This window comes from Sphingopyxis sp. MC1, assembly GCF_000371385.1.
Taxonomy (GTDB): domain Bacteria; phylum Pseudomonadota; class Alphaproteobacteria; order Sphingomonadales; family Sphingomonadaceae; genus Sphingopyxis; species Sphingopyxis terrae.
The window spans coordinates 1-20,836 of record NZ_AOUN01000007.1; the positions used below are offsets into that span (position 1 = coordinate 1).

Genomic DNA, 20,836 nt, shown 5'->3' on the forward strand with positions numbered 1-20,836 from the left:
GGGCGACTTCTTCAACAGAATACGCCTGATGTCGGTCGTTGAAGCTACTGTGCTGCTTTCCTGAAAACGGACACGCTCGCCGCCAGAGGTGAAGGTTATTATCCTGCGCCTCCAGCAGATGAAGTTATAGGTTGGCTAGCGCTGTGCGCTGTCTTGCGCCCGATCTCGAAGCTTAGCCGCTTCACAGATCGCCTTCGCCGATATGAACCCGCTGCAGACAGCCCCGCCAGGGAAAACTGGGCACGTATCTCGTGGCCGCCGCCGCGAAGGCAAAGGCACGAGTGTCTTCGCGAAATGCCATCGCGGGGCGAGACGTTCAACATAGGCAGCAACCTGTCAGACTTCATGCGCACGACAGTTCGTCTCCCAGAATTCAGCTCTGGTTGGCTGCGTCATGCGACTGCCACTACGCTTGCTGCCCTGGCCCCAGTCGCTCCAGCCAAGCGAATGGCCATGGTAGGTCGAGACGCGCCCGCGCGAGGCTGGAGCCGGAGAACTGCATCCGGCCTTCGAGGCTGGCAATATTCCGGAAATCGGGTGTGAGAACGGAAAGCTCGCCATCGTCGCTCTGTTCCAGTCGACAAAAGCCCGCATATTCATCGCGTTCGATGTCCCGCAAAATCAAGTTTTCTTCATGAACGCGCCACCGCGGCGTCGCGACGCGAAGCGACTCTTCGGAGAATCTGTTCCATAAGTCGGCTGTATCGGCAGTCGGCCAGTCCCCTGCCGCAGCGCGATCGAGAATATCGTCGCTCGCGATCCAATCGCGCATATCGGAGGCACTCAGAAAATCGGCGTCGGTTGTTTCGACCGCTGCGATGGCGGCTCGGCGCGAAGGAAGGCCTGCCCGAACAAGCATCGCCATTTGATATTTGGGAACGCCGGTTTCGAGCGCCGCCGCCGCGCCTCCCGCGATCGTCGGCGATTCACCGCCAAGGGTCTGGCGGCGCGCGCGCAAGGCTTCGAGCGCCCAAACCATGCGATAGGCAAAGGCATCCTCGATGAACCGCATATTGTCGGTGCCGATCGCGGTAACGGGCTTGCCGCTGACCCAAGCGCGCAAGATGGTTTTCCAGTTCGGCGGAATGGCGCGATCAGGAACAAAGGGGCGCACCGCCAACAGCCGCTCGGCAAGCTCGATCAGCGCATCGGCGAGCTCGTCGGGCTCACCGGCAAGGGCCGCCATGTCGGCGCGGTCGATGAGCGGAATGAGGATATCGGCGAGCCCATCGAGAATGAGCCCCGTATCGAGGCCGACGCCCATCGCGAAATGCCCCCGCCGCTGCAAGGCGGTGCTGTGATTCCAAATGAGGCGCGCACGCGAGGCAAGGAGGAAGCGGTGCCACGCAGCGTCGGTCTCCTCGCGCCGCGCCATCTGCCGTGCCCATAGCGACCCGAGCAATGCTTCATCGAGAAGTCTCGGCAGATCCGCTGCGTCGGCGTCCAAAGCCTCGACCAAGCCAATGACGGTCGCATCGAGCTTTTCGATCAGATGTGAAAAGGGTTCGGCATCGACCTCGTCCTCGGCATCCTCGCTTTCGTCTTCATCGGCATCAGCTCGGGTTTCTTCGGGGTCGACCCATGCTTCGCGGGCGTTGGCGAGAAACTCGTAGGCATCCTCTCGCGCGAGTGTCCCCATCGTCGTCATGCGGCGAATGATCTCGTCGATGATCTGGATCAGCCCGCTTTCGAGCGCACGCGATTTGGCTGAAGCAACCAGCCCGCGCCAATGGTCGACGCGCCATTGCAAAGGTTCGTACATGACATGGGCCACCAAGCCTTCGACATCGACAAACGCCCGTCCCGCCCGCCCGGCCACATTGGCAAACTCCTCGCCGGTGATTTCCTTCCCGGCCCTGTAGAGCACTGGCGCCAGCAGAACCGCGGCGTTGAGATTGAGACCTTGCGAGAGCGTCGGGGAAGCGACGGTTACCTTCAGCACCCCCTGCGAGAGAAGAAGCTCAAGTTCGCGCAAAAAGGCGTTGGGCAGGCGGCCATGATGAATCGCAACCCCGACTTTGAGACATTGGACCGCGGGATGCGCCGCGCCGAGCCACTCGGTGCCTATCTCGACGGCACGCGCGATATCGGCCTCGTCGTCCAGAAGCGATGGTAGATAGCCTGCCTTGGTCAGGGAGACGACGGTCTCGCCATAGCCTTCCACCCAATTGGCCTGGGTGCTGAAGATCAGCGTGCGCTTGCCCTGTTCGGCAAATTCCCAAGCTGAGAAGAGGGTCAGTTCCTTGTTATCGGTGGGGCGTGCCTTGCGATCACGCCCTCGGGGCGGTGCCTCATCGATGAAACGCGTCAGGTACGGGCCATCATCGTCGAGATCGAAACTGAGTTTGGCGCCCTTCCCTTGCCAGCGGATCATTCCGAAGCGCTGCCGGGTCGGGCGCCAGATCGATCGAACGGGATCGCCCGGAGCATCGCTTCGTATCCAGGCTGTGAGATCGTCGAGCTGTTCGCCATCGGGCAGGATCGCCGATAGACAGACGATCCGGCGCTCCGCGGCATCGGCGCGGCGCAGCAGGCGCTGGACGAGCGTCTCATAACGGATTTCGCGCTCGGACGGCCCGATCAGATGGCCCTCATCCAATATTATAAGGCCAATATCGTCAATGAGTGAAGCGTCGCTGCGCAAGGCGAAGTCGAGCTTTTCAGGGGTTGCAATGACGATATCGCGGCTCCGCAGCGCATCTTCGTCGCCCTGCGACACACCGGCCGCCCCGTAAAGTGACGAGACGGTGAACCCGAGCGGCGCGAACGTCTTGCGGAACGTGCGTTCAGTCTGAGCGGAGAGTGCGCGAAGCGGCGTCACGATGAGCACGCGGCGACGCGTCGACAGCGTCATCAGCGCCGCAATTTCGGCGACGCGGGTCTTGCCGGCACTTGTCGGCAACGCCACGACAAGATCGTCGGAGATATCGGTCGACCGCTTCGCCGCCTCGCGCTGCGATGGCCAGAGTTCAACCTCGCTCGTCTTGCGATGGTAGAGCGTCGCGATGAACAATTGTCGCAGCTCGCTATAATCGCTGCCCCCGCTCGTCGGAGGCAGAGTGGGAAGCGTCACATGGAGCGAATGCGACCAGAGATCGCCGAGCAGCCCGCGGCAGATTCGAATAATCCACCAAAGCGGCACGATCCCGGCATTGGCCGCCAAGCTTTGGGCCGTTTCCAGGATCGTCAGCGCCTCATCGACAAGTCCAGCTTCCCCGGTCTGCAGCGCGAAATCAAAATAGGCCAAGGCGCGGCAGAGGCTGACGGTAAGGATCGAGGACACAGCGTCCTCGGATGCGATGTGATCCTGCTCGAGCGCGAAGGAAAGCCCCGCGTCGTCAAGATTATCGTTGCGGAGCCAGGACCGGACAAACTCGCGAAGCGCGTTGAAATCGCGCAGGATCAGAAATGACAGAGCGATCTCGGCAGGCGCTTCGTTGAACGCCCGGCGCTCCTCACCGAAAAGCGAATAGGCAATCGCCGAGAATCCTGCCAGATGATAGGCGGCGGCCGCCAGCGTGCGATAAAAGGGGTAGCTGTGGTCGTCGAGATCGCCATTTTGCACCAAGGCTTCGAACGCCGCGGCCGCGCGTTCGAAGGCTTTGCGCACGATTTCGGACGACCCTTCGGCTTCGCGGAGAGCGAGCCCCGCGCGCAGCAGCGAGAAACCATGTTCGGCAAGGTCGGTTTCGATCGTATCGCCGAGGCGAGGGGCGTCGGGGGGAAGGACACCGTCGCGCCGCATGATCGACCAGGCCGCGCCGCGATTGAGGAGATTGTTATAGGCGATCCGCCAGTGCCCGCAGTCGGTACAGGCCTCGACGTGACCGCCGAGCGCGGCGGTGCGGCAATGCTCGATCGCCGACATGATCTTGAGCTGATGCAGGCTCAGATGTCCGACATGGGCGGCGCGGTAGGTTGGCCCGGCAGCGCGGAAGATGTCGGCGACCTCGAGTGAGGCGCGCATCCCGCCTCAGCCGTCAGGGGCTTCCTTGCTCGGCGATGCGAGCGCGAGCCTGTCGAGCGGACTGGTCACCGCGCGCATCGTCTTGGTGGCGACCTTCGTGTAAAAGGCGGTCGTATTTAGCGCGGCGTGGCCAAGCAGGACCTGGATGACGCGGATATCGACACCATCTTCGAGAAGATGGGTGGCGAAGCTGTGCCGCAGGGTGTGCGGTCCGACGCGCTTGTCGATGTCCGCGGCCTCAGCGGCCTCGACGACGACGCGGTAGAGCTGGCGCGTGCTGATCGGAGCCGAAGCGCTCTGTCCGGGGAAGAGCCAGCCATCGGGAACGAGGAAGCCCTGTTGCCGTCCGGCGCGCCACCAGTCGCGGAGCAGCAGGAGCAGGCCTTCGGGCAGCATCGCGTTGCGGTAGCGTCCGCCTTTACCGCGCTCGATCCGGAGCAGCATCCGCTTGCTGTCGACGTCGCTGATCTTGAGCGCTGCCACCTCGGCCACCCGCAGGCCCGCGCCATAAGCGACCGACAGCGCCGCCTGATGCTTGAGCGAGCGTGTGGCATCGAGCAGCCGCTTCACCTCGGCCATGGTCAGAACGACCGGGATCTTGCGGACCTGCTTGGTGCGGATCAGCTTACGCACGAGATCGGGGCGGTCGAGCGTGTGGGTAAAGAAGAACCTCAGCGCGCCGACGATGCTGTTCATCGTCGGCGCCGGCACGCCCGCCTGCTGCTGCTCGAACTGGAACTGCCGGATATCCTCGGTGCTCGCGGTGTGGGGCGAGCGACGCAGCCAGGTCGCGAACCGTCCGACGTCGCGAAGATAGTTACGCTGCGTCTCCGTGGAGAACCCGCGCAAGGTCATATCGTCGATCAGTCGCTGGCGCAGCGGGCTGATCGGGCCAATCTGGATAAGCTCGTTCATCGTTCGACTCCTCAGTTGAAGGAGTCGAAAGGGTCTGCCTCTGACCGCAGACGTTCAATCAGGCGCGGCGTTCGTCGTGCCGCTTTACATCGAGGCTAGCGCCAATCCGCGGAGCGGTTCGTGCAACGGCCAGTACTGTCCACAGGGCGCATCAGGGGCATCTTCGGTCAATCGTGCTAGCTCTAATCGGCCGGTTTATTCACCACCTTCTGATCATGCTGCTATCAAGCCGGCAGCACCTGCGTGAGAACGCTGCCTGCAAGCCGCGCTGTAGCGAGGAGGCGCGATAGGTCGTGTCCGCTTCGCGCCTTTGCCGAAAGCCCGGACATCGTCGTGGCGACAAAATCGGTCACTTGATCGGCCGCCTCCGGATGGCGCGCCGCGATATAGTCATGGATGAACGTTTCCGCACCGAGGTTGAGCGCGCGAGCGGCTTCGCGCGCATCGTCGTCGTTGCAACGCGTGCCTTCGAGTACAAGGCACCCGCCTGCCGCCGGGTTGAACGCATAGCGACGCGCGGCCTCCTCCAGCATAGCCGCAACGGCATCGGCGACGGGGACGTCGGGACGCAGAATGTCCGCGAGCGGAATCGCTTCGGTGTCCGTCCAATAATCGAGCACGCGCTGGTAAAGTCCGGCTTTGCTGCCGAAAGCGGCGTAAAAGCTTGGCGGATTGATGCCGAGCGCGTCGGTGACATCGGCGACGCTGACGGCGTCATAACCGCGTTCATGGAAAAGTTGCTGCGCAGTCGCCACCGCTGCCTCGGGATCGAACTTACGTGGACGGCCACGCGTGCGGGATCTATTTGTAGTAACCATTACAAAATGCCTTGACGATGGCTTTCGCGATATTATGTAGTGGACGATACATTAATAAGCAAGGAGTCTCCCGATGTCCAACTTTCAAGGAAAATCCGTTCTGGTCCTCGGCGGCAGCCGCGGAATCGGCGCGGCGATCGTCCGCCGTTTTGCGTCCGACGGCGCCAAGGTCGTCTTCACCTACAACGGATCGCGCGAGGCGGCCGAGCAGCTGGCGACCGAAACCGGCACCAGCGCGGTAGCGACCGACAGCGGCGACCGCGACGCAGTGATTGCACGCGTGCGCGAGAGCGGCCCGCTCGACATACTGGTCGTCAACGCCGGCTTCGCGCTGTTCGGCGACGCGCTCGACCTCGATCCCGACGACGTCGACCGGCTGATCCGCGTCAACGTCACCGCCCCCTATCATGCGTCGGTCGAGGCCGCGCGGCAGATGCCCGACGGCGGCCGCATCATCGTGATCGGTTCGGTAAACGGCGACCGCATGCCTCTCCCCGGCATGGCCTCCTATGCACTGAGCAAATCGGCGCTGCAGGGCATGGCGCGCGGACTGGCCCGCGATTTCGGACCGCGCGGAATCACGATCAATATCGTGCAGCCCGGCCCGATCGATACCGACGCCAACCCCGAGGACGGACCGATGCGCGAGCTGATGCACAGCTTCATGGCGATCAAGCGCCACGGGCGGCCCGAAGAGGTCGCTGGCATGGTTGCTTGGCTGGCTGGCCCCGAAGCGGGTTTTGTCACTGGCGCCATGCACACGATCGACGGCGCATTTGGTGCCTGAGGTGGAGCAGGGGACGGTCGCAAGACCGCCCCCTTTGCCGACGGTCGCGCCTTAAATGGCAAGATTTGGCCGTGAGCAAGCCCTGACTTACGGTCAGCAGATATGTCCATCCAGCGGTTCAATGCCATGTGGGCGGAATAAGTGCTCTATACGCGAATCTACACGAAAGAGCGGATCTGCCGCTACTTGCTCGCGACAGCATTCTGGCATCTCTTGCTGAGTATCAGGGACAAGCGCCGATGGACTGTGAAGCTCGGCGCGACTTTGCTGGTCCTCGCTGGGGTCACGTTTGTCTGGGTGACGCTCGCTCTCCACCTCTATGGCTTCAACATGGTTTTTTGATGCCGGCGGCGGGTGGTCAGTCGTTTTCGCGCGATCGGCGCGGTCGAGCCGCCTTTCGGGGAGCAGCCCTGCGACATTTCGCGGCATGTCTTTATCGAGGCCGCACCGCTTGTAGGGACGCCCTTCGAAGCCAAGGACATCGCCATCGACGTCGACTCCCCGGAGAGGAGCGCAACGGCGCGCAGCGACATGTGATGTGTCAGGCCTCGTCTAGGTCAGGGCTTCAAATGCTTCCATGATCCGGTCACGAGTCCGCCTGTCAGGTGCAACTTCCGACATGGCGAACAGGCTTGCCTTGGCGCCCTCGACATCGCGGGATTGCAACTGCAGACGCGCCAGATTTTGCCAGGCCTCGAGGCGCCTCGGTGCGACCCTGGTTATCCGCTGATAAATTGCGAGACCCCGCTGATGATCCTTTTCCTGCTCTGCGCGGATTCCCTGATTGTTCAGCAGCCGGGCCAGCACATCGCGATTGCTCATCCGCACGGCGCTGAGTGCGGCGGCGCCGCCTTCCTGGCCTAGACTCGCACGGTACACCGCTGCAACTTGTCCCGCTGACAGCACAGCGCCTCCGGCAAACGGATCGAGCACCACCGGATTCTTCTCGCCCAGCTGGACAAGCACCTTGCCGGGGAGATTGAGCACATAGGCGCTCCAGCCCGTCCGGCGGGCCATGGCGACATAGAGGATCGACAGTGCAATCGGCAGGCCGCGCTTTCGGTCCAGCACCCTGATGAAGTCCGCGTTGACGGGTGCATCATAAGTTTCATCGTCGCCAACGAACCCCAGTTCGCCGTGCAGAACGCGCGAAAGCGCCGCGGCCCGTTCTTCCGGAAGGAACGCGCTTCGGCCTTCAGCGCACACCCGGTCCTCAATATCTTCGAGCATGTCGAGATAATGGGCGATGTCCGCATTTTCATGATCGAGTTGGCTGAGAGCGAGCGATGCCAGGTCGAGCAGGATATCTTCGTCTTCGATGAGGCCGATGGCAGCAATATCCATGATCATGTCTCCTTTTCGACCAAACCAAGCCGCTGCGCCAGCACGGGCCGGCTTTCGCGAATGTCCTTGCGATAGGCTTCATTCTCGCCCGGTGCTTCTAGCCGCGGATTGGCTAGCCACGCGCATTGTTGCGGGCTGAGAAAGTCCGCGAGCGGTGTGCGATAGGGTATAGCGAGGTTGATCTGCGTGCGCTGAGCCGGCGTCAGCGGCAGATGGCGCGCCGCATTTTTGCGCAGATAGAATTGCGGTTCACCGTCAAGCGCGAACCCGCCACTGTCGATCGCGCCAAATCCCTCCTCGTGGGCATAAGCATCGAGTTCGGAACGCGCCGCCGCGCGGGGATCGAAATGGACCTGCACCACTTCCTCGCCATCGATCCAGCCAGCGTCGGTCGTGATGACCGCCGGATGCTGCGCGAGGCTCGTTTCGCCCGACCAGAAGCACGGCGTCGTGTAGGTCGCCGATTTGCTGAGGCCATTTTCGATCAGCAGGTCGCGCCCCAACAGGCGGAAGTAGCCAGGAACGTCGCCGCCGAGCAATTCCAGCACGGCGACGATCTTTTGGTGCAGAGCCGGCGCATCATAACGATCGGCGAGCTTGGGCAGCAACTCGGCGCCATCGGGCCCGAGAAACCGCACCACGGGATTATTCCATGATGGCTCGTCGAAGCGGCGCAGGATCTCGGCGTCCGCCCCCGGGCGGTTGTTGAAGATGGCCACGGGCACGAACCGATCTGCGATAAGTTCCACCATCAAGGGATGGGTCAGTACATCCTGCCCGAAACGCACGCACGTCGAGCAGCCCGGCACCTCCTGAAAGAGCAGCAGAACCGGTTTTCTCTGCTCGGCTGCGACCGCGAGACCGGCGTCCAGATCGCGCAGCCAGGCGACGTCGCCGAGCTCGCGATGCTCGCGCAAGGAAACTAGATTTTGTTGCATGGGTCTAATCTAGTGAGGGCGGTTCGCAATACAATGCGAGCGGGGCTATCGCGAAGTGATTCCAGAGCCGGCTCAATCGTGTCGTAATCCGAAAAGGCTAAGTTCCAATTGCATCGATTTTCGGTTCCAGTTTTGGTTGAAGAGCCCTCCATTTGGGTCGCACGGATGCACATAACTGTTCGCGTCTTCCCTTGCTTTGCAGAATCAGTCCTGCATCTGCGCCCTGCGTCCGCGCGGCGCAGTTGAACATGGGCGCGGAACGTCAGACGGTGAGATCGAAGGCATAAAACGCAAAACAGATATATGCGCCATTCATATACGTATCCGTGCACCTCATGGGCGGCAGCGCGACAATTTAGAGAGGAAGTGGTAACGGCCTACCGAGTTGGAAGCGTCAAACCTTGTTCGCGCGACTGCATTCCGCAGGTATTAAGGCTGGCCGCTCGGCCAGAAAGGAGGGGTCTCGCTCCATGTCCAACTTCGTCGCTGAGAAATCGATCGCGGCGGTGAGAGCAGTCGATGAGGTTCGCGATGGCATGCTTGTCGGGTTAGGGACCGGAAGCACCGCCGCTTATGCCGTGAAAAGCCTCAGCGAGCGCATCAAGCACGGCCTTCGCATCACCGCGGTCGCCACATCCCAAGCGACCGAAGCTCTAGCTCTCCGTCTTGCGGTGCCGCTTGTTCCCTTTCAACAGCTTAGCGCTGTCGACCTGACGATCGACGGCGCCGATGAAATCGATGACCGCTTCCAAGCCATCAAAGGGGGAGGCGGCGCCCTGCTTCGCGAGAAAATCACCGAGTCCGCATCCACGCGCGTGATCATCATCGCCGATTCCAGCAAGCTTGTTGCGCAGCTCGGCAAATTCCCTCTGCCCGTGGAGGTGGTTCCTTTCGCCACCGAGTTTGTTCGTGCACGCCTGTCCGCACTCGGAGCCCGTGTTACTGTTCGCGAAGCGGGTGGGACGCCCTTCCTCACGGACCAGGGCAATTACATCCTGGACGCAGCTTTGGATGAGATACCAAGGCCGCGCGAGATCGCCGCCGCGATCACCACAATCCCGGGCGTCCTGGAGCATGGACTGTTCTTGGATGAAATCGATACAATCATGATTGCGCGCGGTGACATGGTGGAGGTGCGACACCGGGGTGAAGCTTGAGGTCTTGCATATCATCACCTGCGCGGCGTCGATGGCGGCGCTGACACATTCTTAGCCGCGACCTCGGGCATTTTTTTAACCCGTTCGTCGCGCGCCATAGCCCCAAGGTATCAATCCAGCCCGGCGCCTTGATAAGATGGAAGTGATTTTTTTGGCGCGCGCTATCAGTCGGTGGAATCAAAACCCTTTTAAAACCGAGATTTCCTCGCCGGACGCGCGGATAAAAGGAGGCTAGTCTATGACTTGCTGTCTATGCCCCGCGCACATATAGACGCGCCGATGGATGGACCTCGAGACCGCAATATATTTGGGGCGTTCGCACTGATGATCAGCGACGACATCGTTCGCGCTAGTTCATCGCGGGCACCGGAAGCTGGCCCCGCCGCCTCAGCGCTGGCGCTACTCGCGCACCAGCCCGGGCTCTCGATCCGCATGCTTGCGGTCGGGGTAGGCCTTTCCCATGCAGGGACGGTTCGCCTGGTGGATCGATTGGCTACCGAGGGATTGATCGAACGCAGGGAGCATTCGTCAGATGGGCGCACGCGGGCCCTCTACCTCACTCCAACCGGAAAGATTGCGAGCGACGAGGTTCTTGCTTCGCGCGACGAGGTGATTGCCGAAGGATTATCGATCCTGAAGCCCGACGAACTGAAAATCCTATGCGACATGGCTGAACGCGTCCTGCGCGATCGCCTGGAAAACCTGGAGCATTCCTACCGCATCTGCCGCCTGTGCTGCTATGAAGGCTGCACCAACTGCCCCATCGACGCCGAATTGCACGAACGGGGGGTGGAACGCGGGAAAAGTGGCGACGGGTAGGGCTCGCAATTTGCGGACGTGATGGGCCGATCTGGAAGGCAAATTACGAAGGCGCGCTTGCGCGAAGCGCGGCGCCCGTGACGAGGGCAAGCCGCTTGATGTAGGCGCGATCCGATCGTCCCCCCAATACCGCGATCCGCCAGTATAACGGGGCTGCGATGAGGTCGGCCGCCATCTCACGGTCCACCAAGGGCGACACTTCCCGGCGTTTGATCGCCCGATTAATCAGGCCATTGATCCGCTCGCGCCGTGCGCGCTGGAAAGGCCGGATCGCCATTTCCAATGCCGGCGTCCGCTCGATCTCGCCATGAAGGTCGGTCAGAATCCGTCGCACCTTGGGATGCCTCAGAACGCGGCGGATGGCGAGGAGCACCGCTTGCAGATCAGCCTCCAGCGAGCCGTGCTCTTCCACATCGGTCATCGTCAACCCGACATGCGACAGCAAATCGCTGGCCATCGACACCTTGTCCGGCCAGCGGCGGTAAAGCGCAGCCTTGCCGACCCCTGCAGTTCGCGCCACCCGTTCGAGGCTCAGACCCGCATAGCCAGTCCTTGCCCATTCTTCGAAGAAGCTGCGCGTCAGTGCATTCGTTACGTCAGCACGCATGACCGCTGCTCCGCTGAGAACACGGGCTGCTTTCGGATTTCCGTCGGAACGCTTGTGTTCCATCGATGCCTTCCTATATATCTCAGCGGAACGCTACCGTTCCAACCGATTGGGATTAGTTCATGACAGACAGTGTGGAAAGCTTTTCAGCGATGCTTCGAAAGGCATTGGGTGATCGTCTCGCTCCCGATGCTGCCACCTTTCTCGACATGGTGGCTGAAAATGGGGTGATGGAATTTCCTTATTCGCCGCCAGGCCTTCCGACCCGGTTGGTTGGAAAGGCTGCTATCGCGCGTCACCTTGAAAGCCTTGGTGACATGATAGCCTTCGACCGCATGGGTGAGCCGACCATTCACGCCACGACCGACCCCGATGTTACCATTGTCGAGTTCGAAGGCTTCGGAAGCGGCGTTGCGACCGGGGAATCCTATGACCAACGCTACATATCCGTGATCCGGACGGACGCCGGGCGGATTATGCACTATCGCGATTACTGGAACCCGCTGGTGGTGCTGCGCGCGCTTCGCGGCAGCGCGGTTGTCGATGCCCTTGTCGGCGGAGCGTCAGACCATGGTTGATCGGGTCTTGGTGACTGGGGGCACGGGCAAGACGGGCGCGCTGGTTGCGCAGCAGCTTACGGCACGCGGTGTCGAACCCCGCATCGCAACCCGCAACGCCACGATGCCGGAGCAGGTTCGCTTCGAGTGGGGCGACGTTGCCTCCCACCGTACCGCGCTCGAGGGTGTGGACGCGATCTACTTGGTCGCTCCTACCGACCGAACGGACCACCTGACCGTCATGCGCCCGCTGCTGGAACAGGCCGTGGCACAAGGAGTGGCCCAGCTGGTGCTGCTGAGCGCATCGTCTATCGACGAGGGCGGGCCGATGATGGGTGAGGTTCATGGGTGGCTCAACGCCAACGCGCCTCGCTGGACGATACTGCGCCCGAGCTGGTTTATGCAGAACTTCGTTACGCAGCATCTCCCGTCGATCATCAACGAGGGTTGCATCTACTCGGCGACGAAGCATGGGCGTATCCCGTTCATCGACGCAGCCGACATAGCGGCGGTCGCAGTCGAAGCCTTGGTGGATCCAGTTTTCGGGTCAGGAGAAAGGATCCTGACCGGTCCTGAAGCTCTCTCATATGACGAGGTTGCGGACCGAATCACCGCCGTGGCCCAGCGCCCCGTCCACCACTGCCGGTTATCGGTGGAGCAGCTTGCACGCCGCTACGCCGGGTTCGGCATTCCTGAGGGATATGCGGACACGCTCGCGCGCATGGACGACGCGATCTCATATGGGTCGGAGGACAGGACCACAACAGAGGTCGAGCAAATAACGGGACGCATGCCAACCAAGCTGACCGCCTTCCTCGCCGCTCACAGAGAGGCATATCAGGGGCGCCAATCAGGCTGACGGTGACCCGTCCGCTAAGAATGAGACCACGGTACCGAGGTGGTGGCTGGCCGGCAGCCGGGCGCCGACACGATATTCGTTGGTCATTGTCACGGCCATCCCTATGGTGAGATCGATCTGGTGATTCCGGTCGATGATGCGGTGGAGCTCGCCGGGCCCGGCGATTGGCAGGGTTTGGGCTGGGTTTGCGCGGCGCGCGACACGCTGCATTTCCTCAAGGTGCGTAACGGCGCACTGATGACCCTAAATTATATGCCTGCGGGCCGTATCCTGTATCAGTTCGATCCCGCCGAGATCCGGGCGCGGAGGGGCGGCGCATAGGGCCCCGTCGCAGAGCAAGGCGGCGCAAGCTTTAGATCAATCTAGTTCTTCAGACGCCTCGAGGTGTCCGGACAGCTAAGAGCCAGCCTCGCGAATACACGTGAATATTGTCGCTGTCATATGCGTCGGACCGCCGTCTGGAGGCTTCGCCGTTGTGTTCCCAGACCTTTCGGCAGCCCGAGCGCACGGCCACGGCCACGGCTACGCATCGCATCGCGTATAAAATATATGCGCCGCGCATATAGACAAAGCTGCACACTATGATTATATGCGTCGCGCATACTTATTTCGCCTCTCCCAGGAACGCGGTCTTTCGGAAGAAGCATCAGTCAGGCGCATGGATCGACGGACTATGGAACTCAATCAGGTCAGCTATTTCATCAACTTGGCCAAGACGCTGAATTTTACAGCGGCCGCTCGCCTGAGCGGTGTGTCGCAGCCGAGCCTGACCCGCGCAATCCGCCGCTTGGAAGAGGAGCTCGGCGGGCCGCTGATTCACCGCGACGGGAAAAACAGTCGCCTGACCGGCCTTGGCCGGGACGTCGAGACAGAATTCCGGCGCATGCTGGTGGCGATGCGAAGCGTCCGCAATCATTCCGAGAACTGGGCGATGGGGATGCACCGTGTTCTGGATGTGGCGGTCGCGCCGACTGTCGGACCGCAGGAGTTTGCCGCGTTTTTCGAGAGCGCGTTGGCGGAGGTGCCATCCATTGAAATCAAGCTGCACTCGCTTCAGCCGAACGAGGACACCTCGGACATTCTGTCCGGAAAATATCATGCGTGCATCATGCCGCGCGAGACAAGGCCGGAGCCTAAGCTCGATGTGCATCCGCTATTCAGAGAGCGCTTCGTACTGGGCTGTTCTGCGAGCCATCCCTTGGCATCCCGCGAAATCGTGCGCGGAGAAGACCTGCTCGAGTTTCCTTTCGTCGATCGCCTCAAGTGCGAGTTTCGCGATCAGATCCTCGATCATTTCGCGCGGCACGACCTGCTCATGCAGCCCCGCTTTCGATCGGACCGCGAGGACTGGGTGCAACACTTCGTCGCCGATGGCACCGCCATATGCATTCTTCCGGAACGATCCGCCACGGCGCCCGGTCTTGTTACGCGGCCGATCGAGGGATTTGCCCTGGAGCGCGAAGTCGTGATCGCGACGGTATCTGGCTCCACCGCACCCGTCGAGATACGGAAGATCGCGCAACTGGCAGCCGGATATGCGTGGCACTAAACCCCGTCGCGAGAGCGTCGGTGCTATGGAAACTATAGGCACAGCCTATTGGATAAATCCTAGGCGCACTGCGATAGTCGGCGCAGTGACTGACACGATAAGCGGCGGCTTTTTCGCCCTCTCAGATCAATATCGGAGACTATCATGAAGTTCGAAAAGTCGCAGGAAGCTGTTGATCTCCTTACTGCCGAGCAGCGCTACGTCACCCAGGAGTCGGGCACCGAGCGGCCCTTCACGGGGGAGTATGATGACAACAAGGAACCAGGCATCTACGTCGATATCGTGTCGGGAGAGCCTTTGTTCGCCTCGACCGACAAATTCGACTCGGGTTCTGGCTGGCCCAGCTTCACCAAGCCGATCGTTGCAGCAAATGTGAACGAGTTGCGCGACAGCGCGCACGGTATGGTGCGGACGGAAGTCAGATCGGTGCACGCCGACAGTCATCTCGGTCATGTATTCCCGGACGGTCCCTCCGATCGCGGAGGTTTGCGCTACTGCATTAACTCCGCGTCGCTTCGCTTCATTCCGCGCGACGAGATGGAGAGCGAAGGATATGGCGAATATCTCGATCAGGTCGAGGAGGCCTGACATGCACCAGCGCGCTATTCTCGCCGGCGGATGTTTCTGGGGCATGCAGGATCTGATCCGCAAGCAGCCCGGCATCGTATCGACCCGTGTCGGCTACACCGGCGGCGATGTCCCGGACGCCACTTATCGCAATCACGGCACGCATGCCGAAGGGATCGAGATCATCTTCGACCCGGCAGTGACGACCTTCCGCAATATCCTGGAATATTTCTTCCAGATCCACGACCCGACGACCAAGAATCGCCAAGGCGGTGATATCGGGCTCTCCTACCGGTCGGGCATCTATTATGTCGACGAGGAGCAGAAGCGCGTCGCCGAGGACACGATCGCCGATGTGGATGCCTCCGGACTGTGGGATGGCAAGGTGGTGACAGAGGTCGTGCCGGTCGGAGATTTCTGGGAGGCCGAGCCGGACCATCAGGATTATCTCGAGAAACGCCCGGGCGGCTACACCTGCCATTTCGTCCGTCCCGGCTGGGTGCTTCCAAAGCGCCAGAAAGTTGATGATGATCAGTCCGCGGCGGGGACGGCAGCGGGATAGGCTTAACTGCTGTTGCCGCTCCGCCGATCCCGTTCGCAATCTTCATGACCGCGTCGTACAACGACGCGGTCATCCAACCCTGCTTCAGAGAGACGGGTCGGTCCATATAGTCGCCATCGCAGCACAGGATCGCAGATTTATGCCAGACCTCTCGACCTTTCCTATTACGCAGCGCTGGCCCGCATTGCATCCCGATCGCCTGCAACTCTACGCCGCTCCCACCCCCAATGGCGTCAAGGTCTCGATCATGCTCGAGGAGACCGGCCTGGCGTACGAGCCCCACCTGGTCGATATCTCGAACAACGAGTCGAAGGATCCAGCGTTCGTATCGTTGAACCCCAACGGCCGCATACCGGCGATCATCGATCCGGCTGGTCCTGACGGCAACCCTATCGCCATATGGGAATCGGGCGCGATCCTCCTCTACCTGGCCGACAAAACCGGCCAGCTCAATTCGAGTGCGCCCGCGCAGCGTTACGAGACGCTGGCTTGGGTATTCTTTCAAGTATCCGGCGTCGGGCCGACCTTCGGTCAGCTTGGTTTTTTCCTGAAATTTGCCGGCAAGGACTATGAGGACAAGCGCCCTCGGCAGCGCTTTATCGATGAATCCAAGCGTCTCTTGGGGGTGCTGGACCGCCAGCTCGAAGGCCGCGAATGGCTTGTCGATGATTATTCGATCGCGGACATTGCGACACTTGGGTGGGTCAACGCACTGGCCGAAGTCTACGCGGCCGGCGACATCCTCGGCCTCGGCGAATATTCGAACGTCCAGACATGGCTCCGCCGCGGGCTGGCGCGGCCCGCGGTGCAGCGCGGCCTGCGCATCCCTGCGAGACCGGCATGAGCGTCATCGCTGCTTATTATTACAACAAGGGCCTGCGGGTCCGCGAAATCGCGATCGACGAGCAGGTCCAGCTCGATAAGGATCGCTCCGGCTTTTGCTGGATCGCGCTTCGCGAGCCCACCGCCGACGAGCTTAAAGCGATCCAAACGACGTATAACCTCCATCCGTTGGCAATCGACAACGCGATGCACCCGCTCTGCCCGCCCAAGCTCGAAGCGTATAATGAAGAGCTCTATGTTGTCGCTCAGACCGCCGAGCTGGATGGAGACCAGATCCGCTACGGCAAGATGGCGATCTTCACCGGTCACAACCATCTCATCAGCGTACGGCACGGCAACGGCGGAGCGCTCGGCAATCTTCGCGAGCAACTCGAGGCTTCGCCGGCGCTTTTTGGCAAAGGTGTCGACTATGTGCTGCATGCGATCCTGCACCGGATCGTCGATCAATATCTTCCCATCTTCGAGATGATCGAGGATGACGTTCTGGCGATGGAGAGACGATCGCTCGACGACTTTCTCGGACGGGCAGAAATCGACCGCATCTTCGGGCTGAGAAGCGAACTCACGCGCTTCCAGCGCACGCTCGGCGCTATGGCTGAACTGGTCCGGAAACTCGTCCGAGGCCATTTCCCCTGCATCAGTTCAGAAGTCAGACCCTATTTCAGCGACGTCGCGGATCATGTCGCTCGCGTGCAGACCATGGTCGATGGCCTCCTGCAGGTTCTGTCCACCGTCTTCGAGTTCAGCAGCCTGTTGGAAGCGCAAAGAACGGGCGTGACCACGCGCCAGCTCGCGGCCTGGGCCGCCATATTGGCGGTCCCGACGGCCATCGCCGGGATATATGGCATGAACTTCAGGAACATGCCCGAGCTGGACACGGTCTATGGCTATTTTGTCGTGCTCGGGTTGATGACGATGTTCTGCCTGTACCTGTTCGTGCGGTTCAAGAAGGCCAAGTGGATATGAATAGCGCGCGTTTGCTTTTCATCTCCGTCAGCTGAGCCGCAACAGCCTCCCTGATATTAGAGCGTGTCCAATGCCATGCAAAGCCAAGGTGCAACAATGACATCCCAAGTGACCGACGTCCTAGCAGCAGTCCAGTCCTTCGTCGCGAAGGGCTACGACCGCGAGTACCGCGTCAAGGACGGCCATCTCATCGATCTCGAACTGGGATCAACGCTCGATCCATGCGCGATAACCGTCGATGCGGCGTTGCGCCTCGAAAGCGGGGATGATGGAGAAGACGCGTCCAACATATACGCGATTACCGATCCCGCGACCAACCATAAGGGTCTGCTGATCGACGCCTTCGATGTCTTCGACGAAATCTGTCACCGCGACCTTTCCGAGCGGCTTGTCGCGGATCGGCAAACGACGCCAGCGGGCGACGAGGATGTTCCGAGCAAGCACGGCCTGCGCAAAGTCTACAAGAATGAGTTTGAGCGCGATCCCGAGCGCTATGTGCTGCGCGAGGGCTTTCCAGACTTCCCGCTATGCCCTTTCGGCGGCGCCTTCAGCATTCTCGGCTTCGATACCGCCGAGCAATCCTATGTCTGGCTTGTAACCAGCATCATCCGGGATTCCCGGCTGATCAGAGCGCCCTACCAGGGAGATGACGCCCCAGGCGACGAGTAGCGGGCCGGCGAGCCCAATGGGGGCACTCCCGCGGCGGTGACGGACCGAAGCACGAACTTTCGAATGATCCAAACACAACGAGGTGATGATGAACTGGAATAAAAGCCACATCCGCGAAACCATGCTTTCGCTGGAGACTGCCGCCCTGCATAGCGCTCGCACCAATTATCTGGATTATGTCTCCATCGCTCAGCTGGATCGGAGCGAGCCGATCGAGAATGACGAGCAGGCGCAGGCCGAAGTCGCGAGCGACTTGGCTGAAGCGCTTGACGACACATTGCACGACTATGCCGATAAACTTGAAAAGCTCAGGACGATCGACTTCGGCCCCAAGTCGGCAGTGGAGGAGGGTGCTGTCATCAAACTGTCGGGGCGCCATTTCGTGATCGCAGTGTCAACGAGCAAGTTCACCTGTGATGGGCGTGAGTTCATGGGCATTTCAACGATGGCGCCGATCTTCGAGGCGATCGAAGGAGCACGAACAGGAGAGACCGTGCAGTTCAACGGCCGGGACCTCATCGTAGAAGATGTAGAATAGGACGCCCGTCGCAGTAGGCGCGCTAGTGCCGGGCGGCCTCCGTCTCTGACTCCATGCATATCATCACATCAAGAGATCCCGTGATCATCGGTGTGCTTGGAGAGCGGGCAGCCTTGGCGTGGATGCGGCGCCTTGGCTGGCTGCTCCCGATAGCCAACACCGCCAATATGGCAAGCAATGCGGCCGCATAAAGGAACAGCCCACCGGGGCCGGCGATAGTCATCGCAGCACCCCCGATAAGGGGTCCGGCGGCTGTCCCGATCCCGTTGAGCAGCAGAAGCCCGCGGGCGGTACCGAGCAGCCGGCCGGCCGGAAGGTCGTCGTTGGCAACCGCGAGACACAATGAATAGATCGGGATGCCAAAGCCGCCGAACAGCGCGCCCGCCGCGAGGAGCAGCGGCAGGGGCGCCCCTACCGCGAGGGCGACGCCGACGGCCGCCGCTGCGGACGCCAGGGCCGCAGCGGCGATGACAAGGTTCCGCGACACGCGATCCGAAAGCCAGCCGAGGGGCCACTGCAATAGGAGCGTCCCACCCAGCACCGCAGCCATGAAAGCGGAGATGCCGCCGACATCGAGTCCGATCCTCTGGGCGAAGTTCGGGCCCATGCCCCAAAAACCGCCGATAGCCAGGCCAGCGAGGAAAGCGCCAGCCGCAGCGAGCGGTGATGCGCGCACGAGGTCGCTGAACGCGACCCGTTCCTGTGTCACCTGCGCCGGCGGATGGCTGGGCAGCAAGGTGATCGGAACCACCGCCGCGGAAATTAACAGCGACACGATAAGGAACAAGGTCATGTCGGCGGGCGGGGCGACGTTGAGCAAGGCCTGGCCGATGGCCCATGAGCCCATCGAGACGACTCCGAAGATCGACAGGAGTTGGCCGCGCGTGGATGGCACTGCATGGGCGTTGAGCCAGCTCTCCGTTGCGAGGATCATGCCCGCGTAGGCGAAGCCCGTGATCAGGCGAAGCGGTATCCAGGCGATCGGTTCCACGAGCGCAACATGGAGAAGGGCAGTCATCGAGGCGATCGCCGCAAAGCCAGCAAAGGTTCTGACATGACCCACGGCGACGATGATCCGCGGCAACATGAGCGCGCCGATCGTGAAACCGGCGAAGTAGAACGACATCATCGCGCTGATCGCGCCGGACGAGAAGCCCTCCTGGCCGGCCCTGACGATCAGGAGCGTGCCCAGCAAACCATTACCCAGCAGCAGAGCCGCGACGCTCGCCAGCAACGCCGCCACCGGTGCGAGCTTGAGGCCACGTCGGCCCGCCGACCGCATGCTATCCATCGCCGGGCTCATTTTAGCGCCTGACGCGACGGTCGATACGCTGCCGCGCTGATGAACTGGTCGAACGCTTCGCACCAGATGACGACCGTGTTGTAGTCGCGAACATCGATCCCGACAGGCACGTCGACGATGGCCTGATAGGCTGCCGGCTTCGGCGGCCTGGCCGCGGTGAGGATTGGCAGCGTGTAAATGCCGGCCGCAAAACCAATGCCGAGCATTGCGAGGTGGCTGGCGGTCAGGAAGAGCCAAGGCCGCACGGATTACACCAGCTCCAGATCCTTTACGATCCTGTCCGCGTCGAGATGGAAGTCCGAGAAGACGATACGGCCGCCAGCGTCAATGATCGAGAACCAGGGCGTTCCTCGCGTGCGATAATCCTCCATGAAGGTAGGCAGCGTCGCGCCGACCAGTGGTTCATCATGGCCGAAGGCGACAGGAAGCGCATATTCGAGCTGGTTCACACGCAACTTCTCGAAGGTGTTTTCATCCGCACCTTCGAAGACGGTCTGGATCACCGCAAATCCCACGCCCCTGGGGCTCAATGCACTATGCAATCTTTGTAGCGTCGGGAAGCCATGCACATGGCAGCCGCGGCACCAGTGCTGGAAGGCGAACAGGATCTTTGGGCCGGAGCCGAGATCCGACAGCTTGAGCGGCCCGGTGCTTTCTCCGTCCGCGCCGATCCATTTCTGCACCCGAAGATCCGGCGCTTGGGGTTCGAGCATGCTCATCTGATCCTCCAGCGCGATGAAGAACCGCGGCGAATTGTGGTGCGCGCTATCATGATATGTCATTCCAAACGCATCGGACCCCGGTGTCGTGCTCCGCGACGCGATCAACAAGCGTGGCGACCGATTGCTTGGTTGCATCGAAACGTTCGCGATCTTTGCCCACGAGCCTCAAGGAGAGGCTGTCGCCGTCCGCAGTTAATATAAGCTCGCCGCCCGGAAGCTGGATTTCGGCTGTCAGCGCGTCATATCGAACCGGGTAAGTATGAACCCACGCCTCAGCGAGTCTCGTCAGATATCGACTCGATTCGATCGTAGCGATGCGTGCCTCGGCCTCGATCATTTAGAAACTCCC

General features: G+C 61.3%; 23 protein-coding genes and 1 pseudogene. 13 read left to right on the forward strand and 11 right to left on the reverse strand.

The genetic code is table 11. The annotated features are described in order from the left end of the window. Positions 1-406: 406 nt before the first annotated feature. From EBMC1_RS10695 to EBMC1_RS10705, 4 genes and pseudogenes are all read right to left on the reverse strand, one after another. Positions 407-3,745, reverse strand: a complete 3,339-nt coding sequence (locus tag EBMC1_RS10695; RefSeq protein WP_231292906.1) for a DEAD/DEAH box helicase — start codon at positions 3,743-3,745, stop codon at positions 407-409. Between the two features lie 26 nt (positions 3,746-3,771). Further along, positions 3,772-3,967, reverse strand: a pseudogene (locus tag EBMC1_RS18800) (transposase zinc-binding domain-containing protein); the annotation flags it as partial. A 6-nt stretch (positions 3,968-3,973) separates the two neighbouring features. Next, complete coding sequence (locus tag EBMC1_RS10700; protein WP_003044904.1) at positions 3,974-4,882, reverse strand: tyrosine-type recombinase/integrase; 909 nt, start codon at positions 4,880-4,882, stop codon at positions 3,974-3,976. A 224-nt stretch (positions 4,883-5,106) separates the two neighbouring features. Further along, positions 5,107-5,700: a TetR/AcrR family transcriptional regulator gene (locus tag EBMC1_RS10705; RefSeq protein WP_011540425.1), complete on the reverse strand. Its 594-nt coding sequence runs from the start codon at positions 5,698-5,700 to the stop codon at positions 5,107-5,109. Between the two features lie 73 nt (positions 5,701-5,773). On the opposite strand from EBMC1_RS10705, the gene bdcA reads away from it, so the two are divergent. Beyond that, on the forward strand, positions 5,774-6,487 hold the full coding sequence (gene bdcA / locus EBMC1_RS10710; protein ID WP_003044917.1) for an SDR family oxidoreductase: 714 nt from the start codon (positions 5,774-5,776) through the stop codon (positions 6,485-6,487). A gap of 552 nt (positions 6,488-7,039) precedes the next feature. Here bdcA and EBMC1_RS10725 read toward each other — a convergent pair. Beyond that, the gene (locus tag EBMC1_RS10725) at positions 7,040-7,831 is read right to left on the reverse strand and encodes a SirB1 family protein (RefSeq protein ID WP_011540427.1); all 792 of its coding nucleotides are present in this window, start codon (positions 7,829-7,831) and stop codon (positions 7,040-7,042) included. A 2-nt stretch (positions 7,832-7,833) separates the two neighbouring features. Beyond that, on the reverse strand, positions 7,834-8,748 hold the full coding sequence (locus EBMC1_RS10730) for a VPGUxxT family thioredoxin-like (seleno)protein, type 2 (RefSeq protein WP_003044924.1): 915 nt from the start codon (positions 8,746-8,748) through the stop codon (positions 7,834-7,836). Between the two features lie 491 nt (positions 8,749-9,239). Between EBMC1_RS10730 and rpiA the strand changes: the two genes are divergently transcribed. Continuing rightward, positions 9,240-9,926 carry a ribose-5-phosphate isomerase RpiA gene (gene rpiA, locus EBMC1_RS10735; RefSeq protein ID WP_003044927.1) on the forward strand — a complete coding sequence of 229 codons (687 nt, stop codon included), beginning with the start codon at positions 9,240-9,242 and terminating at the stop codon, positions 9,924-9,926. A gap of 324 nt (positions 9,927-10,250) precedes the next feature. Then, positions 10,251-10,745 (forward strand): MarR family winged helix-turn-helix transcriptional regulator, encoded by a 495-nt coding sequence (locus tag EBMC1_RS10740; RefSeq protein WP_231292901.1) that lies wholly within the window; start codon positions 10,251-10,253, stop codon positions 10,743-10,745. 43 nt (positions 10,746-10,788) lie between these two features. On the opposite strand, the gene EBMC1_RS10745 is transcribed toward EBMC1_RS10740, so the two are convergent. Continuing rightward, positions 10,789-11,415 (reverse strand): TetR/AcrR family transcriptional regulator, encoded by a 627-nt coding sequence (locus EBMC1_RS10745; protein ID WP_003044933.1) that lies wholly within the window; start codon positions 11,413-11,415, stop codon positions 10,789-10,791. A gap of 59 nt (positions 11,416-11,474) precedes the next feature. Between EBMC1_RS10745 and EBMC1_RS10750 the strand changes: the two genes are divergently transcribed. The 10 genes from EBMC1_RS10750 (at position 11,475) to EBMC1_RS10795 (ending at position 18,462) form a co-directional block, all read left to right on the forward strand. Beyond that, a complete protein-coding gene (locus tag EBMC1_RS10750) occupies positions 11,475-11,930 on the forward strand; it encodes a nuclear transport factor 2 family protein (RefSeq protein WP_231292902.1) in 456 nt (151 codons plus the stop codon). Further along, complete coding sequence (locus tag EBMC1_RS10755; protein WP_003044938.1) at positions 11,923-12,768, forward strand: NmrA family NAD(P)-binding protein; 846 nt, start codon at positions 11,923-11,925, stop codon at positions 12,766-12,768. Before EBMC1_RS10750 ends, EBMC1_RS10755 begins: the two co-directional genes overlap by 8 nt. Before the next feature lie 42 nt (positions 12,769-12,810). Beyond that, positions 12,811-13,089, forward strand: coding sequence for a 4-hydroxylaminobenzoate lyase (locus EBMC1_RS10760; protein ID WP_003044946.1), 279 nt, complete (start codon positions 12,811-12,813; stop codon positions 13,087-13,089). A gap of 352 nt (positions 13,090-13,441) precedes the next feature. Then, positions 13,442-14,317: a LysR family transcriptional regulator gene (locus EBMC1_RS10765; RefSeq protein WP_003044949.1), complete on the forward strand. Its 876-nt coding sequence runs from the start codon at positions 13,442-13,444 to the stop codon at positions 14,315-14,317. Between the two features lie 144 nt (positions 14,318-14,461). Beyond that, the gene (msrB, locus tag EBMC1_RS10770; protein WP_003044951.1) at positions 14,462-14,905 is read left to right on the forward strand and encodes a peptide-methionine (R)-S-oxide reductase MsrB; all 444 of its coding nucleotides are present in this window, start codon (positions 14,462-14,464) and stop codon (positions 14,903-14,905) included. Between the two features lies 1 nt (position 14,906). After that, complete coding sequence (msrA, locus tag EBMC1_RS10775; RefSeq protein WP_003044954.1) at positions 14,907-15,446, forward strand: peptide-methionine (S)-S-oxide reductase MsrA; 540 nt, start codon at positions 14,907-14,909, stop codon at positions 15,444-15,446. Between the two features lie 139 nt (positions 15,447-15,585). Continuing rightward, on the forward strand, positions 15,586-16,290 hold the full coding sequence (locus EBMC1_RS10780; protein ID WP_003044957.1) for a glutathione S-transferase N-terminal domain-containing protein: 705 nt from the start codon (positions 15,586-15,588) through the stop codon (positions 16,288-16,290). Continuing rightward, on the forward strand, positions 16,287-17,255 hold the full coding sequence (locus EBMC1_RS10785) for a magnesium and cobalt transport protein CorA (RefSeq protein WP_003044960.1): 969 nt from the start codon (positions 16,287-16,289) through the stop codon (positions 17,253-17,255). The genes EBMC1_RS10780 and EBMC1_RS10785 overlap by 4 nt, the downstream gene beginning before the upstream one ends. A gap of 108 nt (positions 17,256-17,363) precedes the next feature. After that, positions 17,364-17,924, forward strand: a complete 561-nt coding sequence (locus EBMC1_RS10790) for a hypothetical protein (RefSeq protein ID WP_003044962.1) — start codon at positions 17,364-17,366, stop codon at positions 17,922-17,924. 85 nt (positions 17,925-18,009) lie between these two features. Further along, the gene (locus EBMC1_RS10795) at positions 18,010-18,462 is read left to right on the forward strand and encodes a hypothetical protein (RefSeq protein WP_003044968.1); all 453 of its coding nucleotides are present in this window, start codon (positions 18,010-18,012) and stop codon (positions 18,460-18,462) included. A gap of 22 nt (positions 18,463-18,484) precedes the next feature. On the opposite strand, the gene EBMC1_RS10800 is transcribed toward EBMC1_RS10795, so the two are convergent. From EBMC1_RS10800 to EBMC1_RS10815, 4 genes are read right to left on the reverse strand one after another with little or no spacing between them, the layout of a single operon-like run. After that, entirely contained in the window at positions 18,485-19,765 is a 1,281-nt protein-coding gene (locus EBMC1_RS10800) for an MFS transporter (protein WP_011540435.1), read from the reverse strand. Next, the gene (locus EBMC1_RS10805; RefSeq protein ID WP_003044972.1) at positions 19,762-20,010 is read right to left on the reverse strand and encodes a DM13 domain-containing protein; all 249 of its coding nucleotides are present in this window, start codon (positions 20,008-20,010) and stop codon (positions 19,762-19,764) included. The genes EBMC1_RS10800 and EBMC1_RS10805 overlap by 4 nt, the downstream gene beginning before the upstream one ends. Positions 20,011-20,013: 3 nt before the next feature. Continuing rightward, a complete protein-coding gene (locus EBMC1_RS10810) occupies positions 20,014-20,484 on the reverse strand; it encodes a peroxiredoxin family protein (RefSeq protein ID WP_011540436.1) in 471 nt (156 codons plus the stop codon). Positions 20,485-20,533: 49 nt separating this feature from the next. Then, complete coding sequence (locus tag EBMC1_RS10815; RefSeq protein ID WP_003044977.1) at positions 20,534-20,824, reverse strand: DUF2218 domain-containing protein; 291 nt, start codon at positions 20,822-20,824, stop codon at positions 20,534-20,536. Between the last annotated feature and the right edge of the window lie 12 nt (positions 20,825-20,836).

Bases quoted from the DNA above. Each gene is read 5' to 3' on its own strand.
- EBMC1_RS10700 (WP_003044904.1), bottom strand. From the start codon at position 4,882: ATGAACGAGCTTATCCAGATTGGCCCGATCAGCCCGCTGCGCCAGCGA.
- EBMC1_RS10765 (WP_003044949.1), top strand. From the start codon at position 13,442: ATGGAACTCAATCAGGTCAGCTATTTCATCAACTTGGCCAAGACGCTG.
- EBMC1_RS10695 (WP_231292906.1), bottom strand. From the start codon at position 3,745: ATGCGGCGCGACGGTGTCCTTCCCCCCGACGCCCCTCGCCTCGGCGAT.
- msrB (WP_003044951.1), top strand. From the start codon at position 14,462: ATGAAGTTCGAAAAGTCGCAGGAAGCTGTTGATCTCCTTACTGCCGAG.
- EBMC1_RS10780 (WP_003044957.1), top strand. From the start codon at position 15,586: ATGCCAGACCTCTCGACCTTTCCTATTACGCAGCGCTGGCCCGCATTG.
- EBMC1_RS10755 (WP_003044938.1), top strand. From the start codon at position 11,923: ATGGTTGATCGGGTCTTGGTGACTGGGGGCACGGGCAAGACGGGCGCG.
- EBMC1_RS10745 (WP_003044933.1), bottom strand. From the start codon at position 11,415: ATGGAACACAAGCGTTCCGACGGAAATCCGAAAGCAGCCCGTGTTCTC.
- msrA (WP_003044954.1), top strand. From the start codon at position 14,907: ATGCACCAGCGCGCTATTCTCGCCGGCGGATGTTTCTGGGGCATGCAG.
- rpiA (WP_003044927.1), top strand. From the start codon at position 9,240: ATGTCCAACTTCGTCGCTGAGAAATCGATCGCGGCGGTGAGAGCAGTC.
- bdcA (WP_003044917.1), top strand. From the start codon at position 5,774: ATGTCCAACTTTCAAGGAAAATCCGTTCTGGTCCTCGGCGGCAGCCGC.
- EBMC1_RS10810 (WP_011540436.1), bottom strand. From the start codon at position 20,484: ATGAGCATGCTCGAACCCCAAGCGCCGGATCTTCGGGTGCAGAAATGG.
- EBMC1_RS10795 (WP_003044968.1), top strand. From the start codon at position 18,010: ATGATGAACTGGAATAAAAGCCACATCCGCGAAACCATGCTTTCGCTG.
- EBMC1_RS10785 (WP_003044960.1), top strand. From the start codon at position 16,287: ATGAGCGTCATCGCTGCTTATTATTACAACAAGGGCCTGCGGGTCCGC.
- EBMC1_RS10705 (WP_011540425.1), bottom strand. From the start codon at position 5,700: ATGGTTACTACAAATAGATCCCGCACGCGTGGCCGTCCACGTAAGTTC.
- EBMC1_RS10740 (WP_231292901.1), top strand. From the start codon at position 10,251: ATGATCAGCGACGACATCGTTCGCGCTAGTTCATCGCGGGCACCGGAA.
- EBMC1_RS10815 (WP_003044977.1), bottom strand. From the start codon at position 20,824: ATGATCGAGGCCGAGGCACGCATCGCTACGATCGAATCGAGTCGATAT.
- EBMC1_RS10800 (WP_011540435.1), bottom strand. From the start codon at position 19,765: ATGAGCCCGGCGATGGATAGCATGCGGTCGGCGGGCCGACGTGGCCTC.
- EBMC1_RS10750 (WP_231292902.1), top strand. From the start codon at position 11,475: ATGACAGACAGTGTGGAAAGCTTTTCAGCGATGCTTCGAAAGGCATTG.
- EBMC1_RS10725 (WP_011540427.1), bottom strand. From the start codon at position 7,831: ATGGATATTGCTGCCATCGGCCTCATCGAAGACGAAGATATCCTGCTC.